Annotated in this window: 11 protein-coding genes; 1 reads left to right on the top strand and 10 read right to left on the bottom strand. The window is 58.6% G+C overall.

Translation table 11 applies throughout. The features are described 5' to 3' along the window. Nucleotides 1–158 precede the first annotated feature (158 nt). From ACP7AJ_RS16845 to deoC, 6 genes are all read right to left on the bottom strand, one after another. Nucleotides 159–1,661 carry a S1C family serine protease gene (locus ACP7AJ_RS16845; protein ID WP_426061356.1) on the bottom strand — a complete coding sequence of 501 codons (1,503 nt, stop codon included), beginning with the start codon at nt 1,659–1,661 and terminating at the stop codon, nt 159–161. Nucleotides 1,662–1,896: 235 nt separating this feature from the next. Then, entirely contained in the window at nt 1,897–2,418 is a 522-nt protein-coding gene (locus tag ACP7AJ_RS16840; protein ID WP_426061355.1) for an Hsp20/alpha crystallin family protein, read from the bottom strand. 241 nt (nt 2,419–2,659) lie between these two features. After that, nucleotides 2,660–3,499 (bottom strand): hypothetical protein, encoded by an 840-nt coding sequence (locus tag ACP7AJ_RS16835; RefSeq protein WP_426061354.1) that lies wholly within the window; start codon nt 3,497–3,499, stop codon nt 2,660–2,662. Nucleotides 3,500–3,537: 38 nt separating this feature from the next. Continuing rightward, on the bottom strand, nt 3,538–4,725 hold the full coding sequence (locus ACP7AJ_RS16830) for a M20 metallopeptidase family protein (protein ID WP_426061353.1): 1,188 nt from the start codon (nt 4,723–4,725) through the stop codon (nt 3,538–3,540). A 60-nt stretch (nt 4,726–4,785) separates the two neighbouring features. Beyond that, the gene (locus ACP7AJ_RS16825; RefSeq protein ID WP_426061352.1) at nt 4,786–5,352 is read right to left on the bottom strand and encodes a sporulation protein; all 567 of its coding nucleotides are present in this window, start codon (nt 5,350–5,352) and stop codon (nt 4,786–4,788) included. Continuing rightward, nucleotides 5,333–6,001, bottom strand: a complete 669-nt coding sequence (gene deoC, locus ACP7AJ_RS16820) for a deoxyribose-phosphate aldolase (RefSeq protein ID WP_426061351.1) — start codon at nt 5,999–6,001, stop codon at nt 5,333–5,335. The genes ACP7AJ_RS16825 and deoC overlap by 20 nt, the downstream gene beginning before the upstream one ends. 124 nt (nt 6,002–6,125) lie before the next feature. Here deoC and ACP7AJ_RS16815 point away from each other — a divergent pair, with 124 nt between their 5' ends. Then, on the top strand, nt 6,126–6,566 hold the full coding sequence (locus ACP7AJ_RS16815) for a hypothetical protein (protein WP_426061350.1): 441 nt from the start codon (nt 6,126–6,128) through the stop codon (nt 6,564–6,566). Between the two features lie 182 nt (nt 6,567–6,748). Here the strand turns inward: ACP7AJ_RS16815 and ACP7AJ_RS16810 are convergent, their stop codons facing one another. The 4 genes from ACP7AJ_RS16810 to ACP7AJ_RS16795 all read right to left on the bottom strand — a co-directional run bounded on the left by ACP7AJ_RS16810 (nt 6,749) and on the right by ACP7AJ_RS16795 (nt 14,482). Further along, complete coding sequence (locus ACP7AJ_RS16810) at nt 6,749–8,641, bottom strand: T9SS type A sorting domain-containing protein (protein ID WP_426061349.1); 1,893 nt, start codon at nt 8,639–8,641, stop codon at nt 6,749–6,751. Further along, nucleotides 8,641–12,051, bottom strand: coding sequence for a preprotein translocase subunit SecA (gene secA, locus ACP7AJ_RS16805; RefSeq protein ID WP_426061348.1), 3,411 nt, complete (start codon nt 12,049–12,051; stop codon nt 8,641–8,643). The genes ACP7AJ_RS16810 and secA overlap by 1 nt, the downstream gene beginning before the upstream one ends. 159 nt (nt 12,052–12,210) lie before the next feature. Continuing rightward, nucleotides 12,211–13,143 carry an SDR family oxidoreductase gene (locus tag ACP7AJ_RS16800; protein WP_426061347.1) on the bottom strand — a complete coding sequence of 311 codons (933 nt, stop codon included), beginning with the start codon at nt 13,141–13,143 and terminating at the stop codon, nt 12,211–12,213. Then, nucleotides 13,097–14,482 carry a family 1 glycosylhydrolase gene (locus tag ACP7AJ_RS16795; RefSeq protein ID WP_426061346.1) on the bottom strand — a complete coding sequence of 462 codons (1,386 nt, stop codon included), beginning with the start codon at nt 14,480–14,482 and terminating at the stop codon, nt 13,097–13,099. The genes ACP7AJ_RS16800 and ACP7AJ_RS16795 overlap by 47 nt, the downstream gene beginning before the upstream one ends. Nucleotides 14,483–14,498 lie beyond the last annotated feature (16 nt).

Below are 14,498 nucleotides of genomic sequence, written 5' to 3'. Positions count from 1 at the left end.
TTAGCAGCGCTATGGAGGCACTATTTCTTTGAAAAACAGGCCCAAATGATTCCGTTGCACCCGTTCAGCTTACCCGTGTTGCCGTATACTAAGGGCCCAAAAAAAGCCCCTGCCAATAACTGGCAGGGGCTTGAATTTGCAGGAATCAGCAAGGTCACTTATTCCTGACCAATGGGGTAGTACGCCTTGCGGCCGTCGGGGTAAAGACCTTCCACAAGGGCGCCGGATTTCTCACGGGCCTGGTCGAGATAACGCTTGACGTCGGCGGGCTTGGTCACCTCGTTCTTGTCGATGCGGGTGATGATGAAGCCATCGGCCATGCCCGTCTCGCGGAAGTTGCTGCCTTTGATGCCGCTGATTTTAGCGCCGCCTTCCAGGCCCAGCTTGGCCTGCTCGCGGGCAGGTACCGGGCTGAGCGTAGCGCCTTCGTACTTGATGGAGGCTGAGGCAGGCTCTTCGCGCACCACGCTAGTAGTGCCTGTTGCGTTGCGTAGCACGGCGGTTACCTCATTCGACTTGTCGCCGCGCAGGAAAGTCACCTTGATTTTGTCGCCAGGACGGAAACGGGCCACCTGCTCCTGCAGCTGCGAAGACGTGTTCACGTTCACGCCGTTGATTTTGGTAATCACGTCGCCGGTTTTCAGGCCAGCCACGGCGGCGGCGCTGCTCTCGCTGAGACCTTGCACGTACACGCCGTTTAGGGTATTCAGTTTCTTCTCAGAGGCCAGCTTGGCATCTACTTCCTGAATCTGCACCCCGAGCAGGGCACGCTGCACCACTTTATACTTCAGCAAGTCGTCGACTACTTTGCTGGCCAGCGAGCTGGGAATGGCGAAGGCGTAGCCTTCAAACGAGCCAGTATGCGAAGCAATGGCCGAGTTGATGCCAATCAGGTCGCCGTTGAGATTCACGAGGGCACCGCCCGAGTTGCCGGGGTTTACCACGGCATCGGTCTGGATGAACGACTCGATGCCCATGTTGTCCTTGCGGCGCAAGATGTCGATGTTCCGGCCTTTGGCCGAGATAATGCCCGCCGTAACAGTCGAGTTCAGGTTGAAGGGGTTGCCTACGGCCAGTACCCACTCTCCTACTTTCACGTCGTCGGAGTTGCCGTACTTCACGAAAGGCAGGTTGTCGGCTTTCACCTTGAGCACGGCCAGGTCGGTGTTGGGGTCGGCGCCCACCAGCTCGGCTTCGAACTTGCGCTTGTCGTCGAGCACCACCTCAATTTTAGAGGCTTTGTCGATAACGTGGTTGTTGGTGACGATGTAGCCGTTGGCAGCGATGATGACACCCGAGCCGGAGCCCTGGCCACCGCCGCGGGGCTGCGGCCCGTGGAACTGCTCCAGCTGGTCGCCAAAGAACTGGCGCAGGAAAGGGTCCATTTGCATCCGGCGCTGGTCTACGGCGGGGGCAGCGTATTCAGTCATTACGTGCACCACGGCCGGGGTCACGGCCGCAGCGGCCGCTACGAAGTTCATGCCTTCGGGCACTGCATAAGTGCTGCGGCGCATCTCAGAAGTATATCGAACCTGGGGGTCGGCAGCTACAGCCTGGGGGGCCACAGGGGCCGGCTCCAACAGCTTATACCCCCCCACGGCCACGCCTCCACCAAGGATGGCAGAACCGAACAGGCCGAGCATCATTTGTTTTGCTTGCATGGGTAAGGGAAAAAGGTGGTTTGGTTAATTGAAGTACCTAAATTTAACAAGTCGGGTTTAAAAAACGACCGGTTAATAGCTAGTAATATTTTGGGCAACGCTGGAAGGATTCAATTTCTTGCCTCTGGGTTGCTTTCAGCAGAAAATGGGCCAATCTGGGTGCTTGGTATGGTAACAAAGGTGGCGGCAAAAAAGGCACCTCTCGGGGTGCCTTTTTTGCAAAACCACTCAGGAATTAGCGGATTTCGATGTGCTGCTTGGTCACCTTCTCGGTGTCGAAGGGCAGCACGAGGCGCAGGATGCCGTCGGTCAGTTCGGCGCTGATAGCCTTCACGTTCACCGTCTCAGGCAGCCGGAAACTGCGGGTGAAGCTGCCGTAGTTGGTTTCAACGCGGCGGAATTTGGGCGTAGCCGGAGCCTCGGGGGCTACCACGGCCGGCTTGTTCTCCTCGTTGGCGTTGTCTTCGGTAGCGGTAGCAGCGGCTTCTTTAGCAGCGGCGGCAGGATTGGGGCGGTCGCCGGAAATCACGAGCTGGCCGTCGAGGAATTCAATGTTAACCGCTTCTTTTTTCACACCGGGCAGGGCCAGGTGCAGTTCAAAGCCCTCAGCCGTTTCGAGAACGTCGGTGGCGGGGGCAAAAGCGGGAGTGGGTTGTGCGGGAGCCGCCTTCGGTTCGCGGAGCATGTCGGCAAGCATCACGCTCAAAGCGCGGCTGGGACGCAGGGAAGGGCGGGTGTTATACAGCAAAGTTGCCATGGTGATGATGATAGATTAAGGTTGTTGGTAAAGGTGAACCGCACTGCGGTACGCCATTCCCTCCTTAAAATCTATACCAATCCCGCCACAATATCAAATAACGACATTTTGTCTTTATTTCAGCTAATCCCCAAAAGCAAAACTGACAACAACAGCAACCGAAATGCCATTTTTGCAACCTCAGAGCACTTTGATAAGTAATCCAACAACCGCCAATTTGTCGCAGTCGGATTGTAAATGGCTAATGTTGGGTGGGTAACTGCTTGCGCTCCGCAGACGGTTCGCCTCGGAAAAGAGTCAGGCGCACATCGAACCCAACCACAGGCACCACCAGATTCACACGGCCGCCACCAGTTAGGTTGCCGTTGGCATCGAACTGGGGAAGGGCATTGAGAAAAATTGTTTGTGAACTGGCCCAGGGTGTCACGTCGAACTGGGGCGACAGGCGCAGCCCAAGCTCGGCTCGCAGGCTGGCAAAATCCACCACTCGCTCCTGATTAGCCCCTTCTGGGCGCTGCAGCCGCAAGAAAACCACTGGCTCGTAACTGAGCCGCGGGCGCAAAACCACGGCCGCGCCCAAGGCAAACTGCCGCTCTACGTCCAGGCGCAACCGCGCTAGCGCCCGACTGCGATTTATACTATTGGGGCCATGCACGGTGTTGTCGAACGTCATGGCGTATTCTGCCCCCAGGCGCTGCCCAAACGTGAATCCTCCCATTTGGCTGGTGTGCCGCAGCAACAAGCCCGGGATGACGTTGCCGGGCATGCCCACAATATCGCCGTATCCGGCAATGCTTCTATCGCCCCGAAGCGCCCGGAATGTACCTCCCCAGCTCCAGCGCTCGTTCCAGAAATGCTCGTAGCCTAGCCGCAGCTGCCCTCCAATTAAAACGGTGCCTGGGCTATTAGTCGAGAAGAGAACATTGACGCCTGCCAAAACATAATCGTTTCCCTGCAGGGCTACTTCTACCTGCCCTTCCGGCTGTATCGCCAAATCGCCAATGGTGCGGCGTTGGGCAGCGGCGGTCGTGGCTAAAATCAAGCCGCTAGCAGCCAGGAGTAGACGGAAATATGTGGGCATTAGGGAAGACTGGATTTATTAAAAACTCATTGTAGACACTACTGGGCCAGTTCCTTGATAGCCAACCATGCCATAAGGCCTGGGCCGGTGGCCAGGGCCTTCTCATCAATGTCGAAGGTGGGGGTGTGCACCGAGGAGGCAAACCGGCCGTCTTCGTGCCGGGTACCCAAACGGTAGAAGCACGACGGAGCAGCCTGCGAGAAGTAAGCAAAGTCTTCAGCGGCCATCCACTGGTCCAGCTCCACCACGTTTTCGGGGCCGAGGTATTCCTGCGCAGCTGCCTTGACGCGAGCCGTGAGCTGCGGCTCGTTTTCGAGGTACGGGTAGCCGCGACGAATTTCCAGCTCGCACACCGCGCCCATGCTGTCGGCCAAGCCCTCGCAGAGGCGGCGCAGGTGCTGGTGGGCTTCGTCGCGCCATTCCTCGTTCAGGGTCCGGAACGTGCCTTCAATGTAGACTTCGTTGGGAATAACGTTGGTAGCGCCGTTGGCGATGACCTTGCCGAAGCTCAGCACCGACGGAATCTTGGGGCTGGAGCGGCGGCTCACAATCTGCTGCGCAGCCACGATGATGTGGGCCGCCACCAGCACGGGGTCAAGGTTCATTTCGGGCATGGCACCGTGGCCGCCCTTGCCGCGCACGGTTAGGTACAGCTCGTCGGTGCTGGCCATGTAGCGGCCCGAGCGCAGCCCCACCTTGCCTGCGGGCAGATGCGGAAACACGTGCTGCCCGAGCACATTGGACACGGCCGGATTTTCCAGTATTCCTTCCTTAATCATCAGCGACGCACCACCCGGCAACCGCTCCTCGCCCGGCTGAAACATGAGTTTGATGTTGCCCTGAAATTCACCTTTTAGCTCGTTGAGAATGCGGGCTGCCCCCAGCAGGGAGGCCGTGTGCACGTCGTGACCGCAGGCGTGCATCACGCCGGGATTAGTCGATTTATAAGGCACGTCGTTCGCCTCCAGAATAGGTAGAGCGTCCATATCGGCCCGCAGGGCGATGGTGGGGCCGCCGGGCTGCCCCTCAATCAGGGCCACTACGCCCGTGTTGGCAATAGGTTGGGGCTGCAATCCCAGCTTCTTTAGCTCCTCGGTAACGAAGGCGGCAGTGTTGGTTTCTTCAAACGACAGCTCCGGGTGGGCGTGCAAGTGGCGGCGCACAGCTACGGTGTCGGCGGCGTACTGAGCGGCCAGCTGCTGAATCTGGGGGATGAGGTCGGGCATGAGCGGGGCAATAGGACGCGGCCGTCCACGCCTGAGTCAGACGCAGACCGCTGCTTTTTTTTAAGGATTCTTGTTCAACAGCACCTGTGTGGCCTCCAGCTCCAGCTTAGGAGTGAGGCCCCGAAGCCGGGCCATGCCCTGGGCTGCTTCCAGCTTGGTGAGGTAATCGCCGATGTACAACCGGTAAACCGGCGACTTGAACGTGATGTAGTCGGTTTCGTCGGGGTAGCGGCCGATGATGGTGCGGCGAATGACCATCACCTGGTCGCGCTCCAGCCCGAGGTACACCAGAATGCGGTAGCCTTGGGTATACTTCACGTTCTGGTTGGTGTAGGCCTGGTCGCGCAGGCGCTGCTCTACCTGCGCATTCACGTGGTTGGTGGGCGTCACCGTAGTTTTGGCAGGCGCGGCGGCAGACGCTGGCGTTGCCTTAGGAGCAGTGAACACGGGGCGGTACTTGGTCACGTCCTCGGCCGGCATGGTGGGCGAGGACGTGGCCGTAGTCGTGGACTTTTTTGTCGTATCAGCCGGCGTGCTGGCGCGCGGGGTTTGCGTGGCAGTACTGGCGCAGGCGGCCAGGGCCAGCAGCGAAGGGGCCAATAGCATCTTAGGCAGCAGTCGTTTCATCGGTTTCATTAATCAGGGCCACACTGTTGGAAGAGCCGATGCGGTCGGCGCCGGCAGCTACCAGGGCCAGGGCAGCTTCGCGGGTGCGAATACCACCGGCGGCTTTGATGCGTACGTTTTCCGGCAGCACCCGGCGCATCAGCGCCACATCTTCAACCGAAGCGCCGCGGCTAGCGAAGCCAGTGGAAGTCTTCACAAAATCCGCTTCCCCGCCCACGCATAGCTGGCAGGCCAGCTCGATTTCCTCCTCCGTGAGCAGCGCAGTTTCGATGATGACCTTGAGCAGCGCTTGGTGCACGTGGCAGAGGTCAGCCAGGTCGAGAATTTCAGCCTGAATAGCCTCCGTTTTCCCCGACTTCAAGGCCGAGATGTTGATAACCATGTCCAGTTCGGTGGCACCATTGTAGAGAGCGACTTCGGCTTCTTTGAACTTGACATTAGTGGAAGTGTACCCGAGCGGAAACCCAATCACCGTGCAGATGCCCGTGGTGGTATCGGCCAGTTTTTCGGCGGCTAAGGCCACGTAGCACGGTGGCACACACACGCTGGCAAAGCCGTGAGCCAGGGCCTCCTCACAAAGCTGGGTAATTTGTGCCTCGGTACAGTCGGGGCGTAGTTGCGTGTGGTCTATTCGGGCGGCAAGGGTCATGAGGCAAAGGTAGCGGGGAATGCAGGATGCACAGGGCAATACCCAAGCTCGTGCCGCCTCTTGGCTGCGAAAGCTTATTGCCGCTGCAACGGCTGTACCTTTGGCAGCCTCAGCCCTCACCTTCATGCCCACGGTTTTCTCAGAAGTTTTTTCCCTCGATTACGAGGCAGCCCCAAACCTGCTTGTGGGCCGTTGGCTGACCAACGTGCCCGACCACACACTACACCCGCCGCAGCAAGAACTGCTAAGTGCGGCTCTGCAAAATAGTCGCTGCCGATTCTGGCTGCTCGACATGCGCACTCAGAACGAGTTTTCCCTTGCCCTCCTCGACTGGCTCAAGGAGTTACTGGCCGAGCAGGTGGTGATGGTGCTCGGCTCGCCCGTGTTTCTGGCCTGCGTGGCTAGCGAAAGCCACCGCGACGAAATCGATAGTATCGGAACCGAAACGCTGCTGCGCCAGCAGGCCCAGCACGAGTTCTACCCCTATTTCTTCAACAACGAGGAGGCCGCCCGCGAATGGCTTGCCGAAAGCCAGTCGCATGAGCACAGCCCGCCGCGGCGCTAGAGCTCATCTGGTTTCATGAAAAGCCCAAATTGCTCAAGTGGGGTTTTTCAGGGGAATTATAAAAATTATGGAGAGAAGGAAGACAACAATGCTTCTGTTATTCGATTATTTGCAATTCTAAACCTGCAGGGTAAAGAGAGTCAAAAAAGTAATGTTGCCGGCGCTGCCAATGTCCTTCAGCCCTATTCGACTGCTAAACGGCGGGTTGCTACTTGTGTACCGGCTTCCACACGCACGCCGTAGAGACCGGCTGACAGGCGGGTCAAATCCAATTCATAAGGCAGACCAGCAGCAGGCAGCGCTATGGTATGAGTGCGTACCAGACGGCCCATCGCATCGACCACAGTGAGGGTAGCCTTTACGGCACTCGGGCTAGGCGGAAGTTGCACTATGACGCGGCCATGGGCCGGATTGGGTAATAAATTGATGACCAAGCCATTAGCCAAGGGTGTATTGGCAGTAGCAGTAGCCTCGTTTAGTGAGGCCAGGTAAATGCTGGGGACCGAGGTCCCACCAAGGGACAGACTGCCGAATTGAGCAGGTGGCGTAGCTAGTCCGACTACGTACACGCGGCCGCTATTGCCAACGGCTAAAGCGTCTGCGCCGTCGTTCTCAGGGCCGCCGGCGGCCTTAGCCCAAATGCTGCTACCGTCCGAGCTGGCGAATTTGGCGACGAACAAATCGTTAGTATTCGGAGCCGCACCTGGGGTCTGCGTTAGGGAATTATTGCCAAAACTCAGGACCGCTCCGCTGAATCCACCGGCCACGTACACGCCCGAATTGGTAACTGCGATGGCATCACCACCCGCAGAGCCGCCAGCGGATGGCGGTACGGCTTGCACCCATCGAAAAGTGGCGGTGGCCCCTGCATCCGTAAGCTTCGTCACCAACAAGCTAGTAGCGTTGGGAGAAGACACCACCGTACTGCCAAACGTGAGCCTGCCACTGAAGCCGCCAGCGGTGTACACATCCGAACCACTCACGGCCAAACCATTGGTATAACTAACACCAGAGTTTGGGTCTCGGTCGTAGGTTCTACCCTGACCAGTTCTCGCTGTCCAGATGGCACTGGCACTAGTTCCGGCTTCCGTCAGCTTCGCGATGAAACCTCCAGGGTCTCCGCCTCCCATGTTAATGTAGGTCGGTGTGCTATCAAACCCAACGCCAGTATAGCCATGAGTCCCGCCTACATATACGTTTGAGTTAGCCACGGCAATAGCATTTACCATGAGCCTGCCGTAAATCCCTAGCCCCCATATCACCTCAGCACTAGTGCCCAAATCATTAAGACGGGTCACAAATCCGTACGGGACTCCAAACTGACTCCTGAGCACAGCGGTTCCGAGTGCAAGCGTAGGGCTCTCATACATCCCGGTTACGTACACGGCCGAGCCGTTCACGGCGATTGCTCTTCCGTCGTCAGGGAGCGAACCGCCTACTCGCTGCACCCAGTTCCAGGTGGCACTGGAACCGGCATCCGTTAGCTTCGCTACAAACGCATCGCCGAGCAGTTGGTCGGGACCCGCAGTATTGGTAATGGTTCCAAAAATGGTCGGGCTGCTAAGACAAAAGCCGGTTATATACACGCTGGTACCGCTCGCGGCAATCCCGTTGACAGTTGCCCCACTTAGGTGTTGGGCCCAGACATAGCTGCTAGTCGCAGGGCTCCATTTGGCGATGAAGCCGTCGTGGGTGCTCCCGCTCACCAGTGTGGTGCTCCCGAAAGTGATGGTTCCATTAAAATACCCGATTGTGTACACGTTTCCATTTGCATCGATGGCAACACCCCGTTTAATATAATAAGTAACGCTGCCGTTGGCTTGAGGGGTAATAACCGTTTGCCAAATAGGGCTCTGTGCACGGGCTGGCTCCACAACCAGCACCAAGCAGAGCAGACCGAGCAAGAAGCCAAAGGGAAAGTGTAAAAAGTCTTTCATAGGAAAAGCCTGGCTTACAAGGAGCAAGTCGCTCTTAAACATTACTCGGTAAATATATACATCGTTCTGAAAGCCACAGAAAAAGAAACGCCCCGACCAGCCGGCCGGGGCGTTTCTTTTTCTGTCACAAAACAGCATTAGTCCACCAGCACACAGCGGTTGCTCAGCACGTCCTGCTCCACGGTCTTGTACTTCACGTCGCGCACCACGCGGCCGTCCATGTACTGCACGCTCACTTTGTCGTTGCGGTTGGCCACTTTCTGGCTGCGCACGGGCACTTGCTTTTCCGCTACCTGTGGGTTCTGGTAATCGGGACCAAAGTCCTCGGGGCCGGCGCCCAAGGAGTCGAGGTTGCTTTCGTGCTCCACAGTGAGTTGGGGCTGGGGCTCCTCGTCTTCGAGGTAGTAGTCGGGCTCCTCATTGGTGCCTACCATGCTCTGCTGCACGGGCACATCGGCGTGGAACAGGAACGAAGTGGTTTCTTCGTTCACCTTGCCAATCATGCGCTTAAACAGCTCGAAGCTCTCAAACTTGTACACCAACAGCGGGTCTTTCTGCTCGTACACCGCGTTTTGCACCACCTGCTTCAGGTCGTCCATCTGGCGCAGATGCTGGGTCCAGGCCGTGTCAATCACACTTAGCACCACTACTTTCTCCATCTGACGGAGGATGTCGTGGCCGCCGGTGGCCTGGGCTTTTTTCAGGTTGGCAATGGCTTGCACCTGCTTTTTGCCGTCGGTGAAGGGCACGGCGATGTTCTCGTAGGGCGAGCCGTTGTTCAGCAGGTCGTTCACCAGCGGCAGGGCGTTGGTGGCGATGTGCTCGTTCTTGCTTTGGAAATAGCCAAGGGCTTCTTCGTAGAGCTTCTGGGTAAGCTGCGGCAGCTGTAGGCTGTTGAGTTCCTGCGCCGTGATATAGGTATCGTAACCAAACACCTTGATGATGGCTAGCTTGAAATCCTCGAAATCGCCCGTGATTTTGTGACCGGCGGCGATGTCCTCGCTCACGTCATAAATCATGTTGAGGATGTCGACTTCCATGCGGTCGCCGTGCAGGGCGTTGCGGCGGCGCTTGTACACCACTTCGCGCTGGGCATTCATCACGTCATCGTACTCCAGCAGGCGCTTGCGCGTGCCGAAGTTGTTTTCCTCTACTTTCTTCTGGGCCCGCTCGATGGAGTTGGTAATCATCGAGTGCTGAATCACCTCGCCCTCTTCCATGCCCATGCGGTCCATCAGCTTGGCAATCCGGTCGGAGCCGAATAGGCGCATCAGGTTGTCCTCCAGGCTCACGAAGAACTGCGACGTACCGGGGTCGCCCTGGCGGCCGGCACGACCACGCAGCTGGCGGTCAACCCGGCGCGATTCGTGGCGTTCCGTGCCAATGATGGCCAGGCCACCAGCTTCTTTCGAGGTCTCCCGCAGCTTAATGTCGGTACCCCGGCCGGCCATGTTGGTGGCAATGGTCACGGTGCCGGGGAAACCGGCGGCGGCCACAATCTCGGCTTCGCGTTGGTTCTGCTTGGCGTTCAGCACTTGGTGCGGAATGCCGCGTAGCTTCAGCATCCGCGACATCAATTCGGAGATTTCCACCGACGTGGTGCCCACTAGCACGGGGCGGCCGGCTTCCACCAGCTTTTGGATTTCCAGGGCCACGGCGTTGTATTTCTCACGCACCGTTTTGTACACTTGGTCGTCGGAGTCCTTGCGCGAAATCACCCGATTGGTGGGAATCACCACTACGTCGAGCTTGTAGATTTCCCAGAACTCGCCGGCTTCGGTTTCGGCCGTGCCGGTCATGCCGGCCAGCTTGTGGTACATGCGGAAGTAGTTCTGCAAGGTCACCGTGGCGTAGGTCTGGGTGGCGTCTTCCACGCGCACGTTTTCCTTGGCCTCTATGGCTTGGTGCAGGCCATCAGAATAGCGACGGCCTTCCATGACGCGGCCGGTCTGCTCGTCCACGATTTTCACCTTGCCATCGTCAGTCAGGATGTATTGGTCGTCCTTCTCAAACAGCGTATAGGCCTTTAGCAGCTGGTTTACGGTGTGCACCCGCTCGCTTTTCTCGTTGTAGTCGCTCATCAGCTTTTCCTTCTGATGCAGCTTGTCTTCGGCCGAAAGCGTAGCGTTTTTCTCAATGTCGGCCACCGCCATGCCGATGTCGGGCATGATGAACAGCTGCGGGTCTTCGCCCTGAGCCGTAATCAGGTCAATGCCTTTTTCGGTCAACTCAATCTGGTTGTTCTTCTCGTCGATGGTAAAGAACAGCGGCTCGTCGGCCTTGGGCATCTGGCGCGAATTATCGGCCAGGTAATGATTCTCGGTGGCTTGCAGCACCGCCCGGATACCGGGTTCCGACAAGAACTTGATGAGTGGTTTGCTCTTGGGCAGGCCGCGGTGGGCGCGGAACAGCATCAGGCCGCCCTCGCCGTTTTTGTCGCCCTCTTCCACGCCGGTTTTGCCTTCGGCAATGAGCTTGCGGGCCTGCACGAGGTAGTTCTGCACTACTTTTTTCTGCTCGTCGACCAGACGCTGAATGCGCGGCTTGAGTTGGTAGAACTCGTGTACGTCGCCGCGCGGTACCGGGCCGGAGATGATGAGCGGCGTCCGCGCATCGTCAATCAGCACGGAGTCCACTTCGTCGACCATGGCGTAGTGGTGCTTGCGCTGCACCAGTTCCTCGGGGTCGCGCGCCATGTTGTCGCGCAGGTAGTCGAAGCCGAATTCGTTGTTGGTGCCGTAGGTGATGTCGGCCTGGTAGGCCTTGCGGCGCTCGGGCGTGTTGGGCTGGTGCTTATCGATGCAGTCCACGGTGATGCCGTGGAACTCGAACAGCGGCGCGTTCCATTCGGAGTCACGCTTGGCCAGGTAATCGTTGACGGTTACGAGGTGCACGCCTCGTTTGGACAAGGCATTCAGGAACGACGGCAGGGTCGAAACCAGCGTCTTGCCTTCACCCGTGGCCATTTCGGCAATCTTACCCTGGTGCAGCACTACGCCGCCGATGAGCTGCACGTCGTAATGCACCATGTCCCACACAATTTCGGCACCAGCCGCCAGCCACTTGTTGCTCCAAATAGCTTGGTCGCCCTGAATCACGCAGTTGGCGTGCGTGGTGGCGTATTCGCGGTCGTGGGCATTGGCGGTTACCACCAGCTGGCCGTTTTCCTTGTAGCGGCGGGCGGTTTCCTTCACGATGGCGAAGGTCTGGGGCAGTACCTCCAGCAGCACGGCTTCGAGGTCTTTATTGCGTTGCTTCTCCAGCGCGTCAATCTGCTCAAACATCACCTCTTTCTGGGCAACATCGAGCTGGGGCTGGCTATCAATTTGCTGATGCAAGCCGGCAATCTGGCCATCGAGGCCCGCAAGGCGCTCATCGATGCGCGCACGGACAATTTGTGTCTGCTCGCGGAGTTGGTCGTCGGTGAGGCCGGCCAGTTTGGCATACTCGGCGTTAATCAGCGCCACGTAGGGCACGATATCTTTCAAATCGCGCTCCGACTTGGAGCCAAATATTTTGGCGACGGTCTTGCCTAGGAATTCAAACATCAGGAAGTAGTTTAGCGAATAGCGCCGGGGCGCACCCCAAATTTACGGAGCCTTCCGCTAAAACCGTCCCAAAACAAAAAATACGACAGCCTGACAGAGGACCAGGAGATAAACCGTGGGGCAAGCTTGGTAGTTCACCCCTGCCCGGCAGGAACGGAGTTAGGCTGATATCGGATGCCGCTCCATTTCCCGCACACAGCGGTCCAGAGCGTGCTCCAGTGTATGCAGCACTATACCCTTTTCACTCACCAGCACGCTTTGAGGGGGGCGGGCAGCGGGCAGGCCGAAATGGGCCATGGGGCGCGGCACCACCAAACCCGACGAAAAGCCGGCGCGCTCGATGGACATGCGGGCCAGTTCGGCCCAGGTGCAGGAACCGTGGTTGGTAACGTGCCAGATGCCGGCGGCATCGTCCAGCAGTAAATCCAACGAAGCATTCACCAAATCGGGCACAAAGGTGGGCGAAATGCGTACGTCATCGGCTGCTTCGAATTGCTCGCCGCGGCGGGCAGCCTGCACGGCAAAATGAACAAAATTGTATTCGTCCCAACTGCTGAAAAAGGCGCTGGTGCGCACCACCAGGGCCTGGGGGTGCACGGCCAGCACGCGCTGCTCAGCGGCCAGCTTGCTGCGGCCGTACACGTTCAGCGGGTTGGGTTTCGACGACTCGGTGTAAGGGTCGTTCTGCTCACCATCGAACACCAAATCTGAGGAAAAGGTGAGAAAGGGCAGGTTGCGGGCAGCACAGGCCGTGGCTAACACCGAGGGGCCGGTGGCGTTTTCGCTGAAGCAGAGGCCAGCGTCGGCTTCGGCGGCGTCGACGCGTACGTAGCCAGCGGTGTTCACCACGGCCCAGGGGCGCACGACATCCAAGGATTTCTCCACCGACACCGGGCTGGTTACGTCCATTTCGGTCCGGCCCAGCGCGACGGTTACCAAGCCCCGGGTGTGGCAGATGCGTTCCACCGCTCGCCCGAGCGTACCGTGGGCCCCGGCTATGAGCAGAGGCCGGATAGCACGCTCGGGGATGTGGTCAGGCACAAAATCAGGCCGCATATTCGAGTTCTTGTTGTTCGTCGTGGCGCGAAGCATAAGTAGCTTTCACTCGATTTTTTACGGCTTTGAGTACGCGGGGTTGAGCCGGCGCCGTGCTGGGTTGAAACAGCACGCGGCTGGGGCGCTGCCACCACCCGAGGCTCTGCACTACGGGGTGTTCAAATTTCTGGCCGTGGGCCAGATGGCGGACCAGCTTGGCCAGCATAGTGGGCCGGAGCTGGCCGCTGCGCACGTCGAAGACGCCGGTTTCGTAGCTGTCCACATTGCGGGTGAGCAGGCTGTCCCAATCGAAGGTGCCGAACAGCGACCAGACTGTGACGGCGCGCACGTCGGCGCCTTGCTCTTGGGCAGCTTTGGCTTCGTTCCACACGTAGTGCAGCCAACGCACCTGCTCCTCGCGGGTACAGTTGAGATGGGCTTCGGTGATGCTAACGGGCAACTTATAGCGCTGCCAAGCTTGCATGAGGAGGCTGCACACTCCGGCCATTTTTATGGTACCCACGCGCACAGCTTCCACATCGGCATAGCGCTGGCGACCGTTGTTGGCTGCGTGGCATTCCCAGTAATTGTTCATTTCTTCATCCAAAAATCGCTCGCTGGTGAGGTAGTGATTCAGGCCCATGACGTCGGGCGGGCAGGGGTCATCGAGCCAGGTTTGCAGCTCGGCCTCACTGGCGCCGTGCTCGCGCAGATAGTGCCAAAACAAATGCTCGGGCGTAACGCGCCCACACAGCAAATCGAAGCTGAGCCAGCGGCGCAGGTTCTCAAAATCGGCTTGGTAGCGCAAAGCGGGCGTGCTGTGCACTTGAGCTAGGTCTTCGGTTTGCACCAGTTGGGCGTGCGGAATAATTTTCCGGATGGCCTTCATGGAAAGCCGGGTGGCTTCCAGTTGGTTGAGCAGGGCCCGCACGAAGGTGCGGTCGTCGGCGGTGTGCGGGTACCAGTGGCCGTAGAGGGCGCTGAAGCGGGCGGTGGTCAGCGGCTCATTCACGGGGGTGAAGTGGGTGAGCCAGGGGTAGCGTTCGGCCACTCTGGCCGCGTGCTGGGCCAGGCCGGTGGCGAAGTTCTCTTCGTGCAGGGCGGTGTAGCGGGGACCGCTGCCGTGGTGCACGAGGCCAATGATGGGGTTGATACCAAGCTCGCGCAGGCGCGGCAGCCGGATGTCGGGCCAGGCCCAGTCGCAAGTGTCCGGATTATCGGGGCAGGTGTGCTCCCAAAGGAGTGGGTAACGCAGAGTTTTCAGGCCGAGGTCGGCCAGTGCGTCAAGGTCATCGAGGCGATGCCAGTGGCCGTTACGGGTGAGTTGGTCAGAGTACGTATCCCCCACCCGGCAGTGGCTGCATTCGATGCCGCCCCAGATATCTAGTTGGTTCATAGCGTTGGTAGTCGGT

Source organism: Hymenobacter sp. B1770, from assembly GCF_049896385.1.
Taxonomy (GTDB): Bacteria; Bacteroidota; Bacteroidia; order Cytophagales; family Hymenobacteraceae; genus Hymenobacter.
The sequence above is the reverse complement of the archived record's forward strand: the minus strand, read 5'-3'. Positions and strand labels throughout refer to the sequence as shown.

Excerpts from the sequence above, each read along its gene's own strand:
- ACP7AJ_RS16845 (WP_426061356.1), bottom strand. The coding sequence starts at position 1,661 with ATGCAAGCAAAACAAATGATGCTCGGCCTGTTCGGTTCTGCCATCCTT.
- ACP7AJ_RS16840 (WP_426061355.1), bottom strand. The coding sequence starts at position 2,418 with ATGGCAACTTTGCTGTATAACACCCGCCCTTCCCTGCGTCCCAGCCGC.
- ACP7AJ_RS16835 (WP_426061354.1), bottom strand. The coding sequence starts at position 3,499 with ATGCCCACATATTTCCGTCTACTCCTGGCTGCTAGCGGCTTGATTTTA.
- ACP7AJ_RS16830 (WP_426061353.1), bottom strand. The coding sequence starts at position 4,725 with ATGCCCGACCTCATCCCCCAGATTCAGCAGCTGGCCGCTCAGTACGCC.
- ACP7AJ_RS16825 (WP_426061352.1), bottom strand. The coding sequence starts at position 5,352 with ATGAAACGACTGCTGCCTAAGATGCTATTGGCCCCTTCGCTGCTGGCC.
- deoC (WP_426061351.1), bottom strand. The coding sequence starts at position 6,001 with ATGACCCTTGCCGCCCGAATAGACCACACGCAACTACGCCCCGACTGT.
- ACP7AJ_RS16815 (WP_426061350.1), top strand. The coding sequence starts at position 6,126 with ATGCCCACGGTTTTCTCAGAAGTTTTTTCCCTCGATTACGAGGCAGCC.
- ACP7AJ_RS16810 (WP_426061349.1), bottom strand. The coding sequence starts at position 8,641 with ATGCTGTTTTGTGACAGAAAAAGAAACGCCCCGGCCGGCTGGTCGGGG.
- secA (WP_426061348.1), bottom strand. The coding sequence starts at position 12,051 with ATGTTTGAATTCCTAGGCAAGACCGTCGCCAAAATATTTGGCTCCAAG.
- ACP7AJ_RS16800 (WP_426061347.1), bottom strand. The coding sequence starts at position 13,143 with ATGCTTCGCGCCACGACGAACAACAAGAACTCGAATATGCGGCCTGAT.
- ACP7AJ_RS16795 (WP_426061346.1), bottom strand. The coding sequence starts at position 14,482 with ATGAACCAACTAGATATCTGGGGCGGCATCGAATGCAGCCACTGCCGG.